Source organism: Rathayibacter sp. AY1H3, assembly GCF_002932015.1.
On sequence record NZ_PSUU01000001.1, the window covers coordinates 145,328 to 159,848 of the forward strand.

A 14,521-nucleotide genomic window follows, 5' to 3' on the forward strand; every position below is an offset into this window, starting at 1 on the left:
CGGTGGTGCGGCAGGAGCCGCGAGGTCAGCTGCCGAAGCGGCGGTGCCGTCCGGCGTAGTCGCGGAGCGCGCGGAGGAAGTCGACCTCGCGGATGTCGGGGCCGAGCGCCTCCATGAAGTAGAACTCGCTGTGCGCGCTCTGCCAGAGCATGAAGTCGGAGAGGCGCTGCTCCCCCGAGGTGCGGATGACCAGATCGGGGTCGGGCTGCCCGCTGGTGTACAGGTGCTCGCCGATGAGCTCCGGGGTCAGCAGGCCCGCGACGTCCTCGATGGAGGAGCCGCGCTTGCCGTGCTCCTCCAGGATGCTCCGCACGGCCTGGGCGATCTCGTGCCGCCCGCCGTAGCCGACCGCGAGGTTGACGTGCAGGCCCGTGTGGGAGGCGGTGCGCGCCTCCGCCGTGTCGAGCGCGGCCACGAGCGAGGGCGGGAGGCCCTCGTCGGAGCCGACGTGCTGCACGCGCCAGTCGGGCTGCTGCGAGACCTCCTCGGCCAGGTCGGCGATGATCGCGATCAGCTCGGTCAGCTCGCTGCTGTCCCTGTGGCGGTGGTTATGCTGTGAGAGCAGGTAGAGGGTGACGTCGCGCACGCCGAGCTCGTCACACCACTGCAGGCACTCGTGCACCTTGGCGGCGCCGGCCCGGTGGCCGTGCGCGGCGGTCTCGAGGGCCCGCTGCCGCGCCCAGCGCCGGTTGCCGTCGATGATCATCGCGACGTGGTTCGGCAGGGAGTCGGGGGGAAGGCTCGAGCGGAGGCGCTTCTTGTAGACGCCGTAGAGGAGGTCCCTTCCCACAGGCAGTCTCGGCTTCGGCACAGTGACACGGTAGTCGACCCGGGGCGCTCCTCGAAGCCCGGCGGCGCTCGGCGTCGGCCCGGGACGGCGTCGTAGTCTGTCCGGCATGAGCCAGCGGCCGACGCCTCCCCCGTCCGATCCCCGCGCCCGCACCGACCGCGGCAGAGACGCCGTCGGAGCGGACGGCCCGGACCTGCCCGCCCTCCCCCTCGTCGAGGACGCGATCGAGCACGACTCCTCGGCGGAGGTCCGGCCCACCTGGCGCGGTCGGATCCACGCCGGCCTCTTCCCGCTCGCGATCGTCGCCGGAGTGGTGCTGATCGTGGTCGCGGAGGGGACCGCGGCGAAGTGGGCGGCCGCGGTGTTCGCGACCACGTCGCTCCTGCTCTTCGGGAACTCCGCTCTGTACCACCGCTTCGACTGGAAGCCGCGGACGAAGATGATCCTCAAGCGGATCGACCACGCCAACATCTTCCTGCTGATCGCCGGCACCTACACGCCGCTGGCCGTGCTCGCCCTGCCGCCCGCGCAGGGCACGCTCCTGCTGGTCCTGGTCTGGGCGGGGGCGCTGCTCGGGATCGGCTTCCGCGTCTTCTGGATCGGGGCGCCGCGCTGGCTCTACGTGCCGCTCTACCTGCTGCTGGGCTGGGCGGCCGTGATGTACCTCGGTCCGCTCTTCGAGGCCAGCGCGACGATGATGGTGCTCGTCCTCGTCGGCGGGCTCTGCTACTCCGCCGGAGCCGTGATCTACGGGATCAAGAAGCCCAACCCGGTCCCGGGCGTCTTCGGCTTCCACGAGATCTTCCACGCGCTCACGGCCGTGGCGTTCCTCTGCCACTGGACGGCGGCGCTGATCGTCTCGCTCCACCCCGCCTACAACGCCTAGCGGGGCCCGGGCCCACCGGTGCGGGCCGGGCTCAGCCCTCGCTGCGCTCCGCCTCCTCGGCGTCGAGCCGCTCCTTCACCTGGGCGGTGTAGGTGGTGCGCCGCACGCGCCGGACCATGTCGAGCGCGAGGAGGACGGCGGCCAGAGCGATCACGAGCATCGTGATGAAGCCGAAGAGGCCCGGCGTGACCGTGTCCTCGTTGAACTCGGGACCCGGGGTCGGCACCGTCGTGGAGGCGAGGACGACGGCGCGCTGGGCGCCCTCGAGCAGCCCGGCGATCACGCGCGCACCTCGTCGGCGACGACGACGCCGGAGCCGTCGGGCTCCGGGGACACCGGGGCGTCCCCCGAGGGCTCGGGGTCGGGAGCGATCGGCGGGACGACCGCGGTCGGGCCCGGGGCGAGCTCGGCCAGGTCGAGACCGGCGAAGAGATCCGTCTCGGGCGTCGGCGCGTCGACCCGGCTCTCGACGAGCTGGAAGTCGTCGGTCGGCCAGGCGGCGTCGATCGCCTCGTGCGGGAGGAAGAAGAAGGCGTTGTCCGGAGCGACCTGGCTGGCGTGGGCCAGCAGGGCCGCATCGCGCCGATCGTGGAAGCCGGAGATCACGACCCGCGTCGTCGCGAGGTACGGGGTGTCCTCGTTCCAGCGCTTCATCTCCTCGAAGACCGACAGGCGCGGGTCCTCCGGGTCGATCGAGCGCAGGTGCTCGGCGATCGCCCGCAGCTTCTGGCCACTGAAGACGCGGTCGTAGTACAGCTTCGAGATCGACCACGGAGCGCCCGTGCCCCGGTACTCCTCGGCGAGGCCCGCCGCGCGGTACGCCTCGACGGCGACCTGGTGGGCGCGGATGTGGTCGGGGTGCGGGTAGCCGCCGTTCTCGTCGTAGCTGATGATCACGTGCGGCCGGAACCGGCGGACCAGGCGCACGAGCGGAGCGGCGGCCGTGGCGAGCGGCAGACCCGCGAACGAGGCGGCGTCGACCTTCCCGTCCTCGGGCATGCCGGAGTCGACGAAGCCGAGCCAGGCGTGCTCGACGCCGAGCGCCTCGCGAGCGGCCGCCATCTCGTACCGGCGGAGGCCGCCGATGTCGCGCTCGGCGTGCGCGCGGGCCTCGAGGCCCTCGTTCAGCACGGAGCCGGCCTCGCCTCCGGTGCAGGAGACGACCATGACCTCGGCGCCCCGCGAGGCGTAGGCGGCCAGCGTCGCCGCGCCCTTGCTCGACTCGTCGTCAGGATGGGCGTGCACGGCGAGGAGGCGCGGAGTGTCCCGCACCTCCGAATCGACGGAGACCTCGACGGCCTGGGACACGATCGCTCGATTCCTCGGGGTTTAATGGGATCGGCGCTCCTGTCCGCGAAGGACGCGCGCCACCCGTCCAGAGTAGACGCATCACCCAGGGAGTTCCGTGGCCGCACGCACGTCCGAGAGCGTCGAGGGAGCCGCCTCGCCCGCGCATGATCCGGACGCGGTCCGCGCCGCCGGACCCCTCGCCACCCGCTACGGCCGCACGACGCGCACCCGCCGCGGCAACCGCTGGCTCTTCGGCGGCGTCGCGCTCGCCTTCGTCGCCGTCTTCGCCGCCTGGGTCGTCTGGGCCGGACTCGACGGAGCACGCGGCGGGGTGGACGTCCAGGACACCGCGCACCAGGTCGTCGACGACCGCACCGTCACCGTCTCCTTCGACCTCACCGCGCCCGTCGGCCGCGAGGTCGCCTGCGCGGTCCAGGCCCTCAACGAGCAGTCCGCCGTGGTCGGCTGGCTGGTCGTGGAGTACCCCGCCTCGACGGAGCGCTTCCGCTCCTACACGGAGACGGTCCGCACCACCGAGCTCGCGAACACAGGTTTGATCTCCTCCTGCTGGCTCCCGTAGGCTTGCCCGAAGCCCTGACGGACTCGTCGGGGCCTCGCCATTCCCACCGCCGCCTGACGCCGGCCGTCCCCACCGCCGGACGCGGACACCTCCGCACGGTGCTGCCGGGCGCCGCGAGCGCGGCCCGCAGAGCAGGAGCCCACCATGGCCGACCAGTCACAGGTGACCTGGATGACCCAGGAGTCGTACGACCGCCTCGAGGCGGAGCTCACCGAGCTGTCCACCAACGGACGCGAGGAGATCGCCAAGCGCATCGAGGTCGCCCGCGAGGAGGGCGACCTGAAGGAGAACGGCGGCTACCACGCCGCGAAGGACGAGCAGGGCAAGATCGAGGCCCGCATCCGCCAGCTGACCTCGCTCCTCCGCGAAGCCGAGATCGGCACGCCCCCCGAGAGCCACGGAGTCGTCGAGGCCGGCACCATCATCACCGCCGAGATCGCCGGCGACGAGTCCCGCTTCCTCCTCGGCAACCGCGAGATGGCGGGCGAGAGCGACCTCGACGTCTACAGCCCCCAGAGCCCCCTCGGATCGGCGATCATGGGCCTGAACGTCGGCGACACCGCCCGCTTCACGGCACCCAACGGGCGGGAGATCGAGGTCCGCGTCGCCAACGTCGAGACCTGGTCCGGCCACTGATCGCACGTCGCGGCGCTCTCCGCGGCGTTGTCGTCGGGCGCGATACCGCCGGTATCGCTTCCTCCTCCGCCTTGCGGAGAACGCCGCGACGCACGATCAGCCCTCTCCAGACGGGGGGCGCCGGCTTCGCGGCGAGAGCGTCGGGCGCGATACCGCCGGTACCGCTTCCTCCTCCGCCTTGCGGAGAACGCCGCGACGCACGATCAGCCCTCTCCAGACGGGGGGCGCCGGCTTCGCGGCGACAGCGTCGGGCGCGATACCGCCGGTACCGCTTCCTCCTCCGCCTTGCGGAGAACGCGGCGACGCACGATCAGCCCTCTCCGAACGGGCGCGCCGCGCCGGCTTCGCGGCGACGGCGAGGGCGCGAGATCGCCGGTACCGGCTTTGTCCTCCGCTCTGCGGAGAACACCGCGGCGCCCTCGAGCGGTCAGTTGCGGGAGATGCGGGGGGCGTAGCCGGCGTCGGTGAGGACCTGGATGACGCGGTCGGCGTGCTCGGGGCCGCGGGTCTCGACGCTGATCTCGATCTCGACCTCGCTGATCTGCAGGCCCCGGCCGTGCCGGGTGTGCAGCACCTCGACCACGTTCGCGTTCGCCTCCGAGATGAGCTCCGCGATGCGCGACAGCTGCCCCGGACGATCCGGCAGCCCGATGCTCATCTTGAGGTAGCGCTCCGACGCGGCCAGGCCCCGGCTGATCACCCGCTCCATCATCAGCGGATCGATGTTGCCGCCCGACAGGATGACCGCGGTCGCTCCGGCGTTGCGGATCTTCCCCGTCAGGATCGCCGCGATGCCCACCGCGCCCGCTGGCTCCACCACGAGCTTCGCCCGCTCCAGCAGCACCAGCAGGGCCCGGGCGATGTCGTCGTCCTCGACGGTGACGACCTCGTCCACCATCTCGCGGACGATCGCGAAGTTCAGCTGCCCCGGCTTCGCCACGGCGATGCCGTCGGCGATCGTCGGAGAGATCGTGATCGCGGTCGGCTCGCCGCTCGCGAGCGAGAGCGGGTACGGCGCCGCGTTGGCCGCCTGCACGCCGATGACGCGGAGCGTGCGCCCCTCCTCGGCCGCCTTCTGCTTGGCCGCCGAGGCGACCCCGGCGATGAGGCCGCCCCCGCCGATGGGCACCACGATGGTCTCGACGGCGGGGGCCTGCTCGAGGATCTCGAGGCCGACCGTGCCCTGGCCGGTGATCACGTCGGGGTGGTCGTAGGGAGGAACGAAGACCGCGCCGGTGCGCTCGGCGAACTCCGCCGCCGCCGCGAGCGCCTCGTTGAAGATGTGCCCGCTCAGCACCACGTCAGCGCCGTAGTCACGGGTGGCCGCGAGCTTGGGCAGCGCGACGCCGATCGGCATGAAGATCGTGGCCTTGATCCCCAGCTCCCGCGCCGCGTAGGCGACGCCCTGCGCGTGGTTGCCGGCCGAGGCCGCCACGACTCCGCGGGCCCGCTCCTCCGGGGTGAGCCGCGACATCCGGAACACGGCTCCGCGGATCTTGTAGGAGCCGGTGCGCTGGAGGTTCTCGCACTTGAGGAACACGGGCGAGCCGAGGACCTGCGCGAGGAAGGTGCTCGTCTCCATGGGGGTGGCGGCGATGACGGGGGCGAGGACGGCGCGGGCCGCCTCGAACTCGTGGAGGGCGGGTCCGACGACGCGGCTAGTCTGCATGCTCTGCGGCAACTCTCTCGGGGGTTCGGGTCGGCGAGCGCCAGGCTCCGCTCGCGACGTACTTGACCATGACGTTGAGTGTGGCCACGACGGGCACCGCGAAGAAGGCGCCGGCGATGCCGCCGATGATCGAGCCTCCGGCCACAGCGAGCACGACGGCCAACGGGTGGACCTTGACCGCCGACCCCATGATCAGCGGCTGGAGGATGTGGCCCTCGAGCTGCTGCACCGCGAGGACGACGATCAGCAGGAAGAGCGCGATCAGCGGTCCGTTGTAGACCAGCGCGATGAAGACGGCCAGCGCCCCCGTCACCACGGCGCCGATGACCGGCACGAAGGAGCCGAGGAAGACGAGCACGCCGATCGGGATGGCCAGCGGGACGCCGAGGAGGAAGGAGCCGAGGCCGATGCCGACCGCATCGACGAAGGCGACCAGGATCTGCACCTTCACGAAGTTGGTCAGCGTCACCCACCCTGCGCGACCGGCGCCGTCGACGGCTCCGCGGGCGCGGCGCGGGAAGAGGCGGACGACCCAGCTCCAGATGTTCGGCCCGTCGATGAGGATGAACAGCGTCGAGAAGAGGGTGAGCAGCACGCCCGTCAGCAGGTGGCCGACGGTCGAGCCGACGCTGAGCGCGCCGCTGACCAGCATCCCCGAGTCCTGCTGCAGGGCCGTGAGCGCCTGCTGCGCGTACTGGTTGATGTCGGTCTCGGTGAGGTGGAGCGGCGACTCGAGGAGGAAGGCCTTGAAGTCGTCGTAGGACTGCACCGTCTGCCGGCTGAGATCGTCGAAGCCGGAGTAGACCTGGGTGACGACGAGGAAGAGGAGCCCGCCGATCACCACGACGATCCCCAGCTCCGCCAGGACGACGGCGGCCCACTTGGGCCAGCGGTGGCGCTGGAGGAAGCTCGAGAACGGCACGAGCAGGGCGGCGATCACGATCGCGAGCAGGAGCGGGATGACGATCAGCCGCAGCTCGATGACGAGCAGCACCAGCACCGCGAGCGCCGCGACCACGACGAGGACGCGCCAGGCCCAGGCGCCGGCGATGCGCATCCCGTCGCTCACGAAGGCCGAATCGGCGACGGGAGCGGGCCGGGAGGGGGCGGCCGGGGCGGCGGGCGCGGCGGGCTGGACGGCGCGCGGGCCGGAGGTGCGGCGGGACCTGCCGAGTCTCATCTGCCCAGACTAGGCCCCGGCGCATACCCCGCGCGGTATCCCCGGGGAGTGCTCATGCGGCGGCGCCGACCGCCGCCTGCTCCGGTGCCGGACCGACGGCGACCGGGCGCCGCGCGGGCAGCACGCCGACCCGCTCCCCCGGCTCGAGGCGGTGCCCCGACGCGTGCTGGACGGTGACCTCCTCGCCCGTCGACAGCCGGACTGTCGAGCGCCGCACCGGCCCCAGGAAGCTCGAGGCGAGGACGACTCCGGGCAGGGAGTCGGGAGCGCCGTCGGCCACGACGGCGAGGTCCTCGGGGCGGAGGAACACCGACACGGGCCCGTCGGCCGCCGCCGCGTCGACGAGCGGCAGGCGCACACCGAGCGCGTGGACCGATCCCGACGAGACCGTCCCCGCGACCACCGTCGAGAGGCCGACGAAGCGGGCCGTGAAGGCGGTCGCCGGGCGCGCGTAGAGGTCCTCCGGTGCACCCAGCTGCTCGATCCGCCCGGCGTTCATCACCGCGACGCGGTCGGCGACGGCGAGCGCCTCCTCCTGATCGTGCGTGACGAAGAACGTGGTGATGCCGATCTCGGACTGCAGGCGCTTGATCTCGTCGCGCAGCTGGACGCGGACCTTCGCGTCCAGTGCCGACAGAGGCTCGTCCAGCAGCAGCACCCGCGGCCGCGTGACGAGGGCGCGCGCGAGCGCCACCCGCTGCTGCTGGCCGCCGGAGAGCTCGTGCGCGTAGCGGTCGCCGAGGGCGCCGAGGCCCACGACTTCCAGCGCCTCCCCCGCGGCCGCCCGGCGCTCGCGCGCCCCGACTCCCCGGGTGCGCAGCCCGAACTCGACGTTCTCGCGCGCCCGCAGGTGCGGGAAGAGCGAGTACGACTGGAAGACCATGCCCATGTCGCGCTTCGCGACGGGGACGTGGGCGACGTCCTCCTCGTCGACGAGGATCCGCCCCGCGTCGATCCGCTCGAGACCGCTGAGGGCGCGCAGGGCTGTGGTCTTGCCGCAGCCGGAGGGGCCGAGCAGCGCGATGAACTCACCCGGGGCCACGTCGAACGAGACGCCGTCGAGCGCTCGCGCGGAGCCGTAGTGCCGCTCCACGTCGACGAAGCGCACGCGGGCGCCGGGGAGGGTGGGAGCGGTCACGAGGAGCCTTTCGAGGAGCGCGCCCGGCCCGTCGGCAGGCCGATCCGCGCGAGGCGGCCGATCCCGAGCAGGAGGGCGAAGGCGAAGAGGAGGGAGAGCAGCGAGAAGATCACGGCGACGTAGGCGTCGGACTTCGACACCTGCACCAGGCCGGTCTGGAGGGTGGTGCGGCTGAGGAGCGAGGCGATCGTGTACTCGCCGAGAACGACTGCGACGGTGATCAGCGCGGCCGCGACCAGGCCCCGGCGCAGGTTCGGCAGGAGGACCCTCCCGAGCACCGCGAGCGGGCCCGCGCCGAGTGAGCGGGCCGCCTCCGAGAGCGTCACGGCGTCGAGACCGGCGAGGTCCGCCGCCACGGCGCGGTAGGCGTAGGGCAGGACCAGCACCCCGTAGGCGAGAGCGAGCGTCCACGGCGCGGAGCCGGCGAGCTCGGTGACCACGGAGTAGACCGGCGCGAGGCCGACGACGATGACGATGGCGGGCACGGTCAGCGGGAGCAGGCAGACCAGCTCCAGAGCCCGGCGCAGGCGCGGGAGCCGGATCTCGACGAGCAGCATCGTCGGCACCAGCAGGACCAGGACGATGAGGGCGGTGACGACGGCGAGGACCAGCGAGTTTCCGATCCCCTGGAACAGCGAGCGGTAGGCGCGCTCGTTCTCCGGGTCGAGGATCGCCGTCCAGTGCGAGAGGTCGTGGCCGCCGGCGCCGCGGAGCGTGAACTCCGCCATCGCGACGATCGGGACGGCGAACACCAGCCCGGTGATCACGAGCACCGCCCCGGACAGGAGCCGCGCGGGCCTCATCGCTGCCACCGCCGGGCCCGGCGCTGCAGCAGCGCGTACCCGGACATCAGGACCACCATCACCGCGAGCATCCCGAGCGCGAGGGCGCCCGCGAGGTTCTCACGGCCCAGCACCGTCTCGCTGACCAGCGCGGCGCGGATCTGCAGCGGGACGATCTGCGCGCCCTGGCTGATCAGCGCCGCCGCGGTGGCGAAGGAGGAGAACGCGTTCGCGAACAGCAGCAGCACGCAGCCGAGGAACGACGGCGCCAGCACCGGGAGGGCCACGTGCAGCCAGTAGCCGAGCCGGCCCCCGCCGAGCACCGCGTTCGCCTCGGCCCACTCCGGGCGCAGACCCTCGAGCGCGGGCAGGAACGTGAGCACCATCAGGGGCACCTGGAAGTAGAGGTAGGGCAGGACGAGCCCGGGAAGCTGGTAGAGCCACACGCCGTCGGCGTAGAGGTCGACGCCCGCTCCCGCGAGGAGGGTGGTCACCAGCCCCTGCACGCCGATCGTCGCGATGAAGGCGAACGCGAGCATCACACCGCCGAACTGCGCGAGGACGCTCGCCGCCGCATCGACGACGGTCCGGAGCGCCCCGCGCGGATCGGAGCCGAGCAGGGCCAGGCACACGACCGCGCCCCGCACCGCGCCGACGACGGCGGTCACGGCCGAGAGCCCGAGCGACGCGCCGAAGGCGGACAGCACGACGGGATCCCCGAGCGCCAGCACGTTCGCCGTGGTGAAGCGGCCGTCTCCGTCCGTGAATCCGGTCGCCACCGCGAGGACCGTGGGGACGGCCAGGAACAGCAGGACGTAGAGCGCGAAGGGGGCGACGCCCAGCACGGCCGGGGTGCCGCGCCGTCCCCGGGGCGCGGACGCCGCGGAGACGGCCTCGGCGGGAGCGGTGGTCACTGGATCGCCGCGGCCCACTTCTCGGCGAGGAGCGACGAGGCCGCCTCGGTCTGCTCCTCCGTGAACTGGACGAGGTCGGAGGGAGCGGCGCCGACGGCGTCGAGCGCGTCCTGGTCGACCGTGCCGGCCTCGGTCATCGCGGCCAGGCGCACCGGGTAGGCGCCGGCGGCGAGGAAGAGGTTCTGCGCGGCGTCGGAGTAGAGGTACTCCTGCCAGAGCCGCGCGGCCGCGGGGTGCGGAGCGTCGGCGTTGACCGCCTGGTTGTAGTAGCTGCCGACGGCGGAGCCCGGGAGGACGGTCGTCGTCCACTCGCGGGTGCCCTCGTTCGCCTTCCCGGCGGCGAGGTTGTTGTAGCTCCAGTCGAAGACGACAGGGGTCTCGCCCGAGGCGATGGTGGCGTCGGTCGGGTCCAGCGGCAGGAAGTTGCCGGCGTCGTTCAGCTTCTCGAAGAAGTCGATCCCCGCCTGGACGTCGTCGGCGGAGCCGCCGGACTGGAGAGCCGCGAGCTGCACTGCGGCCGCGGCGGCTCCCGCCTGGGTCGGGTCGCCGTTGATCGCGACCGAGCCGCGGTAGTCGGCGCCGAGGAGGTCCTCGAGCGACGTGGGCGCAGGCACCGCGGCCGCGTCGAACCCGATCGACATCAGGCCGGTGTAGTCGTTCACCCAGAGGCCCGACTCCTCCTTGTTCCCCTCGGGGATGTCGTCCCAGGACTCGACCTTGTACGGCGCGAACACGTCCGTGTTCGCCAGAGCGACGGCCGGCCCGAGGTCGAACACGTCGGGAGCGGTGTCCTGCCCGGCGAGGTTCTCCGCCGTGCTGATCTCCTCCGCGGAGGAGACGTCGGGGTCGGCGGAGTTCACGGTGATGCCGTACTCGTCCTCGAAGCCCCTGATCAGCTCGCCGTAGTTCGCCCAGGTGTCGGGCAGGGCGATGACGTTGAGCTCGCCCTCGGCCTTCGCGGCCTCGACCAGGGCGTCCAGCCCGCCGAGGTCCGCGGCGGACGTGGCGGACGCCGCGTCCGCGCCGCCGCCGTCGGACGAGGCGGTGGCGCCGCCGGAGCAGGCCGAGAGCGTGAAGACGAGGGTGGTGCCGGCGGCGGCGACCGCGGCGGTGCGCGACAGGCGCTGAATGGTCAAGGGTCCTCCAGTAGTCGGGTGGGCCGCCCCGGTGGGACGGCCTCGGGCACGGTAGGAGCGCCGCGAGTCGGCGAGGGAGCGCGGCGGTGAATGCCGGGCGAACGCCGGGGGCCGAATCGGGGACGGCGATGTCGGGGGCGTTCGCTAGCGTGGGCGGACCATGACCGAGCAGCTCTCCCCCGCGCTGGCGCGCCGCATCGCCCTGGCGGCGCAGCGGTTCGGCCCCCGTCCGTCCCGGGTCGACGCGCGCCGGGTGCGCGCCGCCGTGGACCGGATCCGCCCGCTCCAGCTCGACTCGGTGAACGTCTTCGAGCGGAGCCACTACCTGCCGCTGCTCGCGCGGCTCGGCCCGTACGATCGCTCCCTCCTCCACGCAGCGGCCTTCTCCCCCGACGGCCCCTACGTCGAGTACTGGGCCCACGAGGCCGCCCTCGTCCGCCGCGAGGACCTCCCGCTCTACCGCTGGCGGATGGAGCACTACCGCCGGGTCCGCCTGCCCGAGCACGAGGGCTGGGCCCACGAGAACCGCGCCACCCTCGACTGGCTCCGCGCCGCGCTCGCCGACGGTCCCCTCCGCGCCTCCGAGATCGAGCACGAGGCCAACGTCCGCACGGGCCCCTGGTGGGGCTGGTCCGACATCAAGCGCGGCCTCGAGGTCCTGTTCCGCTGGGGCGAGGTGGTGACGGCGGGGCGCACGCGCTTCGAGCGCTCCTACGGTCTCGCCGAGCGGCTCCTCCCGAGCGCGGTGCTCGACGCCGACGTGCCCCTCCCCGACGCCGTCCGCGAGCTCGTGCGCCGGGCGGCCCGGGCCCACGGGATCGGCACCCTCGGCGACCTGGCCGACTACCACCGGCTGCTCCAGTCCCCCACGCGCGTCGCGATCGACGAGCTGGTCGAGGCGGGCGAGCTCGAGCGCGTCGAGGTGCTCGGCTGGGAGCGGGGCGGGCGACCCGTGCCGCTCTGGCGGCACGTCGACGCCCGACGCCCCCGCACGCTCCGGGCGGACGCGCTCCTCTCGCCGTTCGACCCCGTGGTCTGGCACCGGCCGAGGGCCGAGCTGTTCTTCGGCTTCCACTACCGGATCGAGATCTACACCCCGGCCGATCAGCGGGTGCACGGCTACTACGTCCTCCCCGTGCTCCTCGACGACGTGATCGCTGCACGGGTCGACCTCAAGAGCGAGCGCAAGCGCCGTGTCCTCCTCGTGCAGGCTGCCTGGCTCGAGCCGGGGGCCCCGGCCGACACGCCGGAGCGGCTCGCCGCGCTGCTGGTCGAGGCGGCGGCCTGGCAGGGCCTCGACGCCGTCGAGGTCGTCGGTCGCGGCGACCTCGCGGCCGCCCTCGCCGCAGCACTGAGGAGGATCGCGTGAGCGCGCCCGGCGGCGTCCTGGCGCTGGCGCTGTCGGAGCGCTGCGTCGCCCGTCTGCTCGAGCGCGGGAGCGTCGTCGGGGTCGGCACGGGCGAGCTCGCCCACGCGGCCGGCGTCTCCCTCCGGACCTTCCACCGGTACCTCGGCGGGAAGGAGGACTGCGTGCGTCCGGTGCTCGCCGCCGCGATCGCCGCGATGGGACGCGCCCTCCTCGAGCGCCCGGCCGCCGAGCCGCTGAACGCGGCGCTCGGTCACGCCTTCGCCGCGGCGGCCTCCGGTCCCCAGCTCGACCGCACCCTCCGGCTGATCCCCCTGCTCACCGAGACCTCGGCGATGCGCGCGGTCTGGGCGCAGTCGCTGCACGACGGCGAGGAGGCGCTGACGCCGTTCCTCGCGGAGCGGATGGGGCTCGGCCGCACGTCCCCGCCCCGGCCGGCCGACCTCGCCAACGTCGTCCTCGCCCTTGTCCGGCGGGCGCTGGTCGACGCGGCCGCGAGCGGCATCGACCCGGCGCCGGTCTTCGCCGAGTACCTGACGACCGTCGACGGCGGTCCGCTCGCGGCTCCGACCGGATGACGTCCCGTCCGGCGCGGTGGCGGGCGCGCCTCTGACCGAAGCGGGATGCGGTGCGGGGCGGCGATCGTCGACGGGGCGTCGGCCGGATCGGCCTGCTAGAAGCGCGATCCCATCTCGGAGAGGCGGGCGACGCGGTCCGCGATCGGCGGGTGGGTCGCGAAGAGGCGCGCGACCACTCCCGGCTTCGACGGGTCGGCGATCCAGAGGTGCGCCATCGAGCTGTTCTGCCGCTGCATCGGCCGGCCCGCGGACTCGAGCTTGAGCAGGGCGCGGGCGAGGGCGTCGGGGTGGCGGGTCGTCAGCGCACCGGTGGCATCGGCGAGGTACTCGCGCTGACGGGAGATCGAGAGCTGCACGACCGAGGCGACGATCGGCGCGAGGACCATCGACACCAGCCCGACGATCAGGAGCGCCGGGTTGCCCCCGCCGTTGCCGTTGCCGCCCCGCCCGAAGAAGGCCAGGCGGAGGAAGGCGTCCGAGAGGAAGCCCACCGCGACGACGAGACCGAAGACGATCATCGAGACGCGGATGTCGTAGTTGCGGACGTGGCCCAGCTCGTGGGCCATCACGCCCTCCAGCTCGGCGTCGTCCATGATCGCGAGCAGGCCCGTCGTCGCAGCGACGACGGCGTGCTCGGGGTCGCGGCCGGTCGCGAACGCGTTCGGCGCCGGGTCGTCGATCAGGTACACCTTCGGCATCGGCGTACCCGTCGCGATCGAGAGGTTCTCGACGATGCGGTACAGCCTCGGCTCGTCCGCCTTCTCCACCGCCACGCCGCCGCTGAGCGCGACCGCCTGGCGAGCGGCGAAGAAGTACTGGAAGAACGCGTACCCGGCGGCGATCACGAGCACCACCACGACGATCGTCGTGCTGCGGTAGACCGCTGCCGCCAGGGCGCCCAGGCCGCCGATGATCACCAGGAACAGGACGAGGATCAGGACCGTGTTGCGCTTGTTTCGGGCGATCGCGCTGTACACGGCGGCTGCCTAGAACTGGACGCGCGGGGGCTCCGAGATCGCGGCGAGATCGCCGACCTCGAAGAACTCGCGCTCCGAGAAGCCGAGCCGACGCGAGAAGAGCGTGTTCGGGAAGACCTTCACCTTGGTGTTCATCTCGCGCACACCGCCGTTGTAGAAGCGCCGGGCCGACTGGATCTTGTCCTCGGTGTCGACCAGCTCGCCCTGCAGCTGGAGGAAGTTCTGGCTCGCCTGCAGCTGGGGGTACGCCTCCGCGACCGCGAAGATCGACTTCAGCGCGCTCTGCATGTGGTCCTCGGCGACCGACGCCTCCGCCGGGCCCTGGGCCTGGAGCGTCTCGGCGCGAGCCTGCGTCACCGACTCGAAGACCTGGCGCTCGTGCGAGGCGTAGCCCTTCACGGAGTCGATCACGTTGGGGATCAGATCCGCACGGCGCTTCAGCTGGACGGTGATGTCGCTCCACGCCTCGTCCACGCGGACGTTGAGGGTGACCAGCGAGTTGTACGTCGCCCAGAGGTAGACCCCGAGGATGACGACGAGCGCGACGACGACGATGAGCGGGACGAGCCATTCCATGCCGTCCAGTGTAGGGACGGCGC

The 14,521-nt window shown here is 72.7% G+C and carries 16 protein-coding genes; 5 read left to right on the top strand and 11 right to left on the bottom strand.

The window, feature by feature from the left end; translation table 11 throughout:
• Positions 1 to 25: 25 nt before the first annotated feature.
• Complete coding sequence (locus C5C33_RS00650) at positions 26 to 790, bottom strand: isoprenyl transferase (RefSeq protein ID WP_258069146.1); 765 nt, start codon at positions 788 to 790, stop codon at positions 26 to 28.
• A 106-nt stretch (positions 791 to 896) separates the two neighbouring features.
• On the opposite strand from C5C33_RS00650, the gene C5C33_RS00655 reads away from it, so the two are divergent.
• On the top strand, positions 897 to 1,676 hold the full coding sequence (locus C5C33_RS00655) for a hemolysin III family protein (RefSeq protein WP_104260151.1): 780 nt from the start codon (positions 897 to 899) through the stop codon (positions 1,674 to 1,676).
• Positions 1,677 to 1,707: 31 nt separating this feature from the next.
• Here the strand turns inward: C5C33_RS00655 and C5C33_RS00660 are convergent, their stop codons facing one another.
• Together C5C33_RS00660 and mca are read right to left on the bottom strand one after the other, a co-directional pair.
• A complete protein-coding gene (locus C5C33_RS00660) occupies positions 1,708 to 1,959 on the bottom strand; it encodes a hypothetical protein (RefSeq protein ID WP_244230611.1) in 252 nt (83 codons plus the stop codon).
• Positions 1,956 to 2,984, bottom strand: coding sequence for a mycothiol conjugate amidase Mca (mca, locus tag C5C33_RS00665; protein ID WP_244229458.1), 1,029 nt, complete (start codon positions 2,982 to 2,984; stop codon positions 1,956 to 1,958). Before mca ends, C5C33_RS00660 begins: the two co-directional genes overlap by 4 nt.
• 97 nt (positions 2,985 to 3,081) lie before the next feature.
• On the opposite strand from mca, the gene C5C33_RS00670 reads away from it, so the two are divergent.
• Both C5C33_RS00670 and greA read left to right on the top strand, forming a co-directional pair.
• On the top strand, positions 3,082 to 3,546 hold the full coding sequence (locus C5C33_RS00670) for a DUF4307 domain-containing protein (RefSeq protein ID WP_104260152.1): 465 nt from the start codon (positions 3,082 to 3,084) through the stop codon (positions 3,544 to 3,546).
• Between the two features lie 144 nt (positions 3,547 to 3,690).
• Positions 3,691 to 4,182 carry a transcription elongation factor GreA gene (greA, locus tag C5C33_RS00675; protein WP_104225519.1) on the top strand — a complete coding sequence of 164 codons (492 nt, stop codon included), beginning with the start codon at positions 3,691 to 3,693 and terminating at the stop codon, positions 4,180 to 4,182.
• 427 nt (positions 4,183 to 4,609) lie between these two features.
• On the opposite strand, the gene ilvA is transcribed toward greA, so the two are convergent.
• Genes ilvA through C5C33_RS00705 form a run of 6 tightly spaced genes read right to left on the bottom strand, consistent with a single transcriptional unit; the run spans position 4,610 to position 11,001 of the window.
• Positions 4,610 to 5,851: a threonine ammonia-lyase gene (gene ilvA, locus C5C33_RS00680; RefSeq protein ID WP_104225518.1), complete on the bottom strand. Its 1,242-nt coding sequence runs from the start codon at positions 5,849 to 5,851 to the stop codon at positions 4,610 to 4,612.
• A complete protein-coding gene (locus C5C33_RS00685) occupies positions 5,841 to 7,031 on the bottom strand; it encodes an AI-2E family transporter (protein WP_104246634.1) in 1,191 nt (396 codons plus the stop codon). Before C5C33_RS00685 ends, ilvA begins: the two co-directional genes overlap by 11 nt.
• Before the next feature lie 52 nt (positions 7,032 to 7,083).
• A complete protein-coding gene (locus C5C33_RS00690) occupies positions 7,084 to 8,169 on the bottom strand; it encodes an ABC transporter ATP-binding protein (protein WP_104260153.1) in 1,086 nt (361 codons plus the stop codon).
• Positions 8,166 to 8,972 (bottom strand): ABC transporter permease, encoded by an 807-nt coding sequence (locus tag C5C33_RS00695; RefSeq protein WP_104260154.1) that lies wholly within the window; start codon positions 8,970 to 8,972, stop codon positions 8,166 to 8,168. The genes C5C33_RS00690 and C5C33_RS00695 overlap by 4 nt, the downstream gene beginning before the upstream one ends.
• Positions 8,969 to 9,865 (bottom strand): ABC transporter permease subunit, encoded by an 897-nt coding sequence (locus C5C33_RS00700; RefSeq protein WP_104260232.1) that lies wholly within the window; start codon positions 9,863 to 9,865, stop codon positions 8,969 to 8,971. Before C5C33_RS00700 ends, C5C33_RS00695 begins: the two co-directional genes overlap by 4 nt.
• Positions 9,862 to 11,001, bottom strand: a complete 1,140-nt coding sequence (locus tag C5C33_RS00705; RefSeq protein WP_104260155.1) for an ABC transporter substrate-binding protein — start codon at positions 10,999 to 11,001, stop codon at positions 9,862 to 9,864. Before C5C33_RS00705 ends, C5C33_RS00700 begins: the two co-directional genes overlap by 4 nt.
• A 160-nt stretch (positions 11,002 to 11,161) precedes the next feature.
• Between C5C33_RS00705 and C5C33_RS00710 the strand changes: the two genes are divergently transcribed.
• Both C5C33_RS00710 and C5C33_RS00715 read left to right on the top strand, forming a co-directional pair.
• Complete coding sequence (locus C5C33_RS00710; protein WP_104260156.1) at positions 11,162 to 12,370, top strand: winged helix-turn-helix domain-containing protein; 1,209 nt, start codon at positions 11,162 to 11,164, stop codon at positions 12,368 to 12,370.
• Positions 12,367 to 12,945, top strand: coding sequence for a TetR/AcrR family transcriptional regulator (locus C5C33_RS00715; RefSeq protein ID WP_104260157.1), 579 nt, complete (start codon positions 12,367 to 12,369; stop codon positions 12,943 to 12,945). Before C5C33_RS00710 ends, C5C33_RS00715 begins: the two co-directional genes overlap by 4 nt.
• Positions 12,946 to 13,040: 95 nt before the next feature.
• Here the strand turns inward: C5C33_RS00715 and C5C33_RS00720 are convergent, their stop codons facing one another.
• Positions 13,041 to 13,922, bottom strand: coding sequence for a M48 family metalloprotease (locus C5C33_RS00720; RefSeq protein WP_104260158.1), 882 nt, complete (start codon positions 13,920 to 13,922; stop codon positions 13,041 to 13,043).
• A 9-nt stretch (positions 13,923 to 13,931) separates the two neighbouring features.
• Positions 13,932 to 14,498 carry a LemA family protein gene (locus C5C33_RS00725; RefSeq protein WP_104225511.1) on the bottom strand — a complete coding sequence of 189 codons (567 nt, stop codon included), beginning with the start codon at positions 14,496 to 14,498 and terminating at the stop codon, positions 13,932 to 13,934.
• Positions 14,499 to 14,521: the final 23 nt, after the last annotated feature.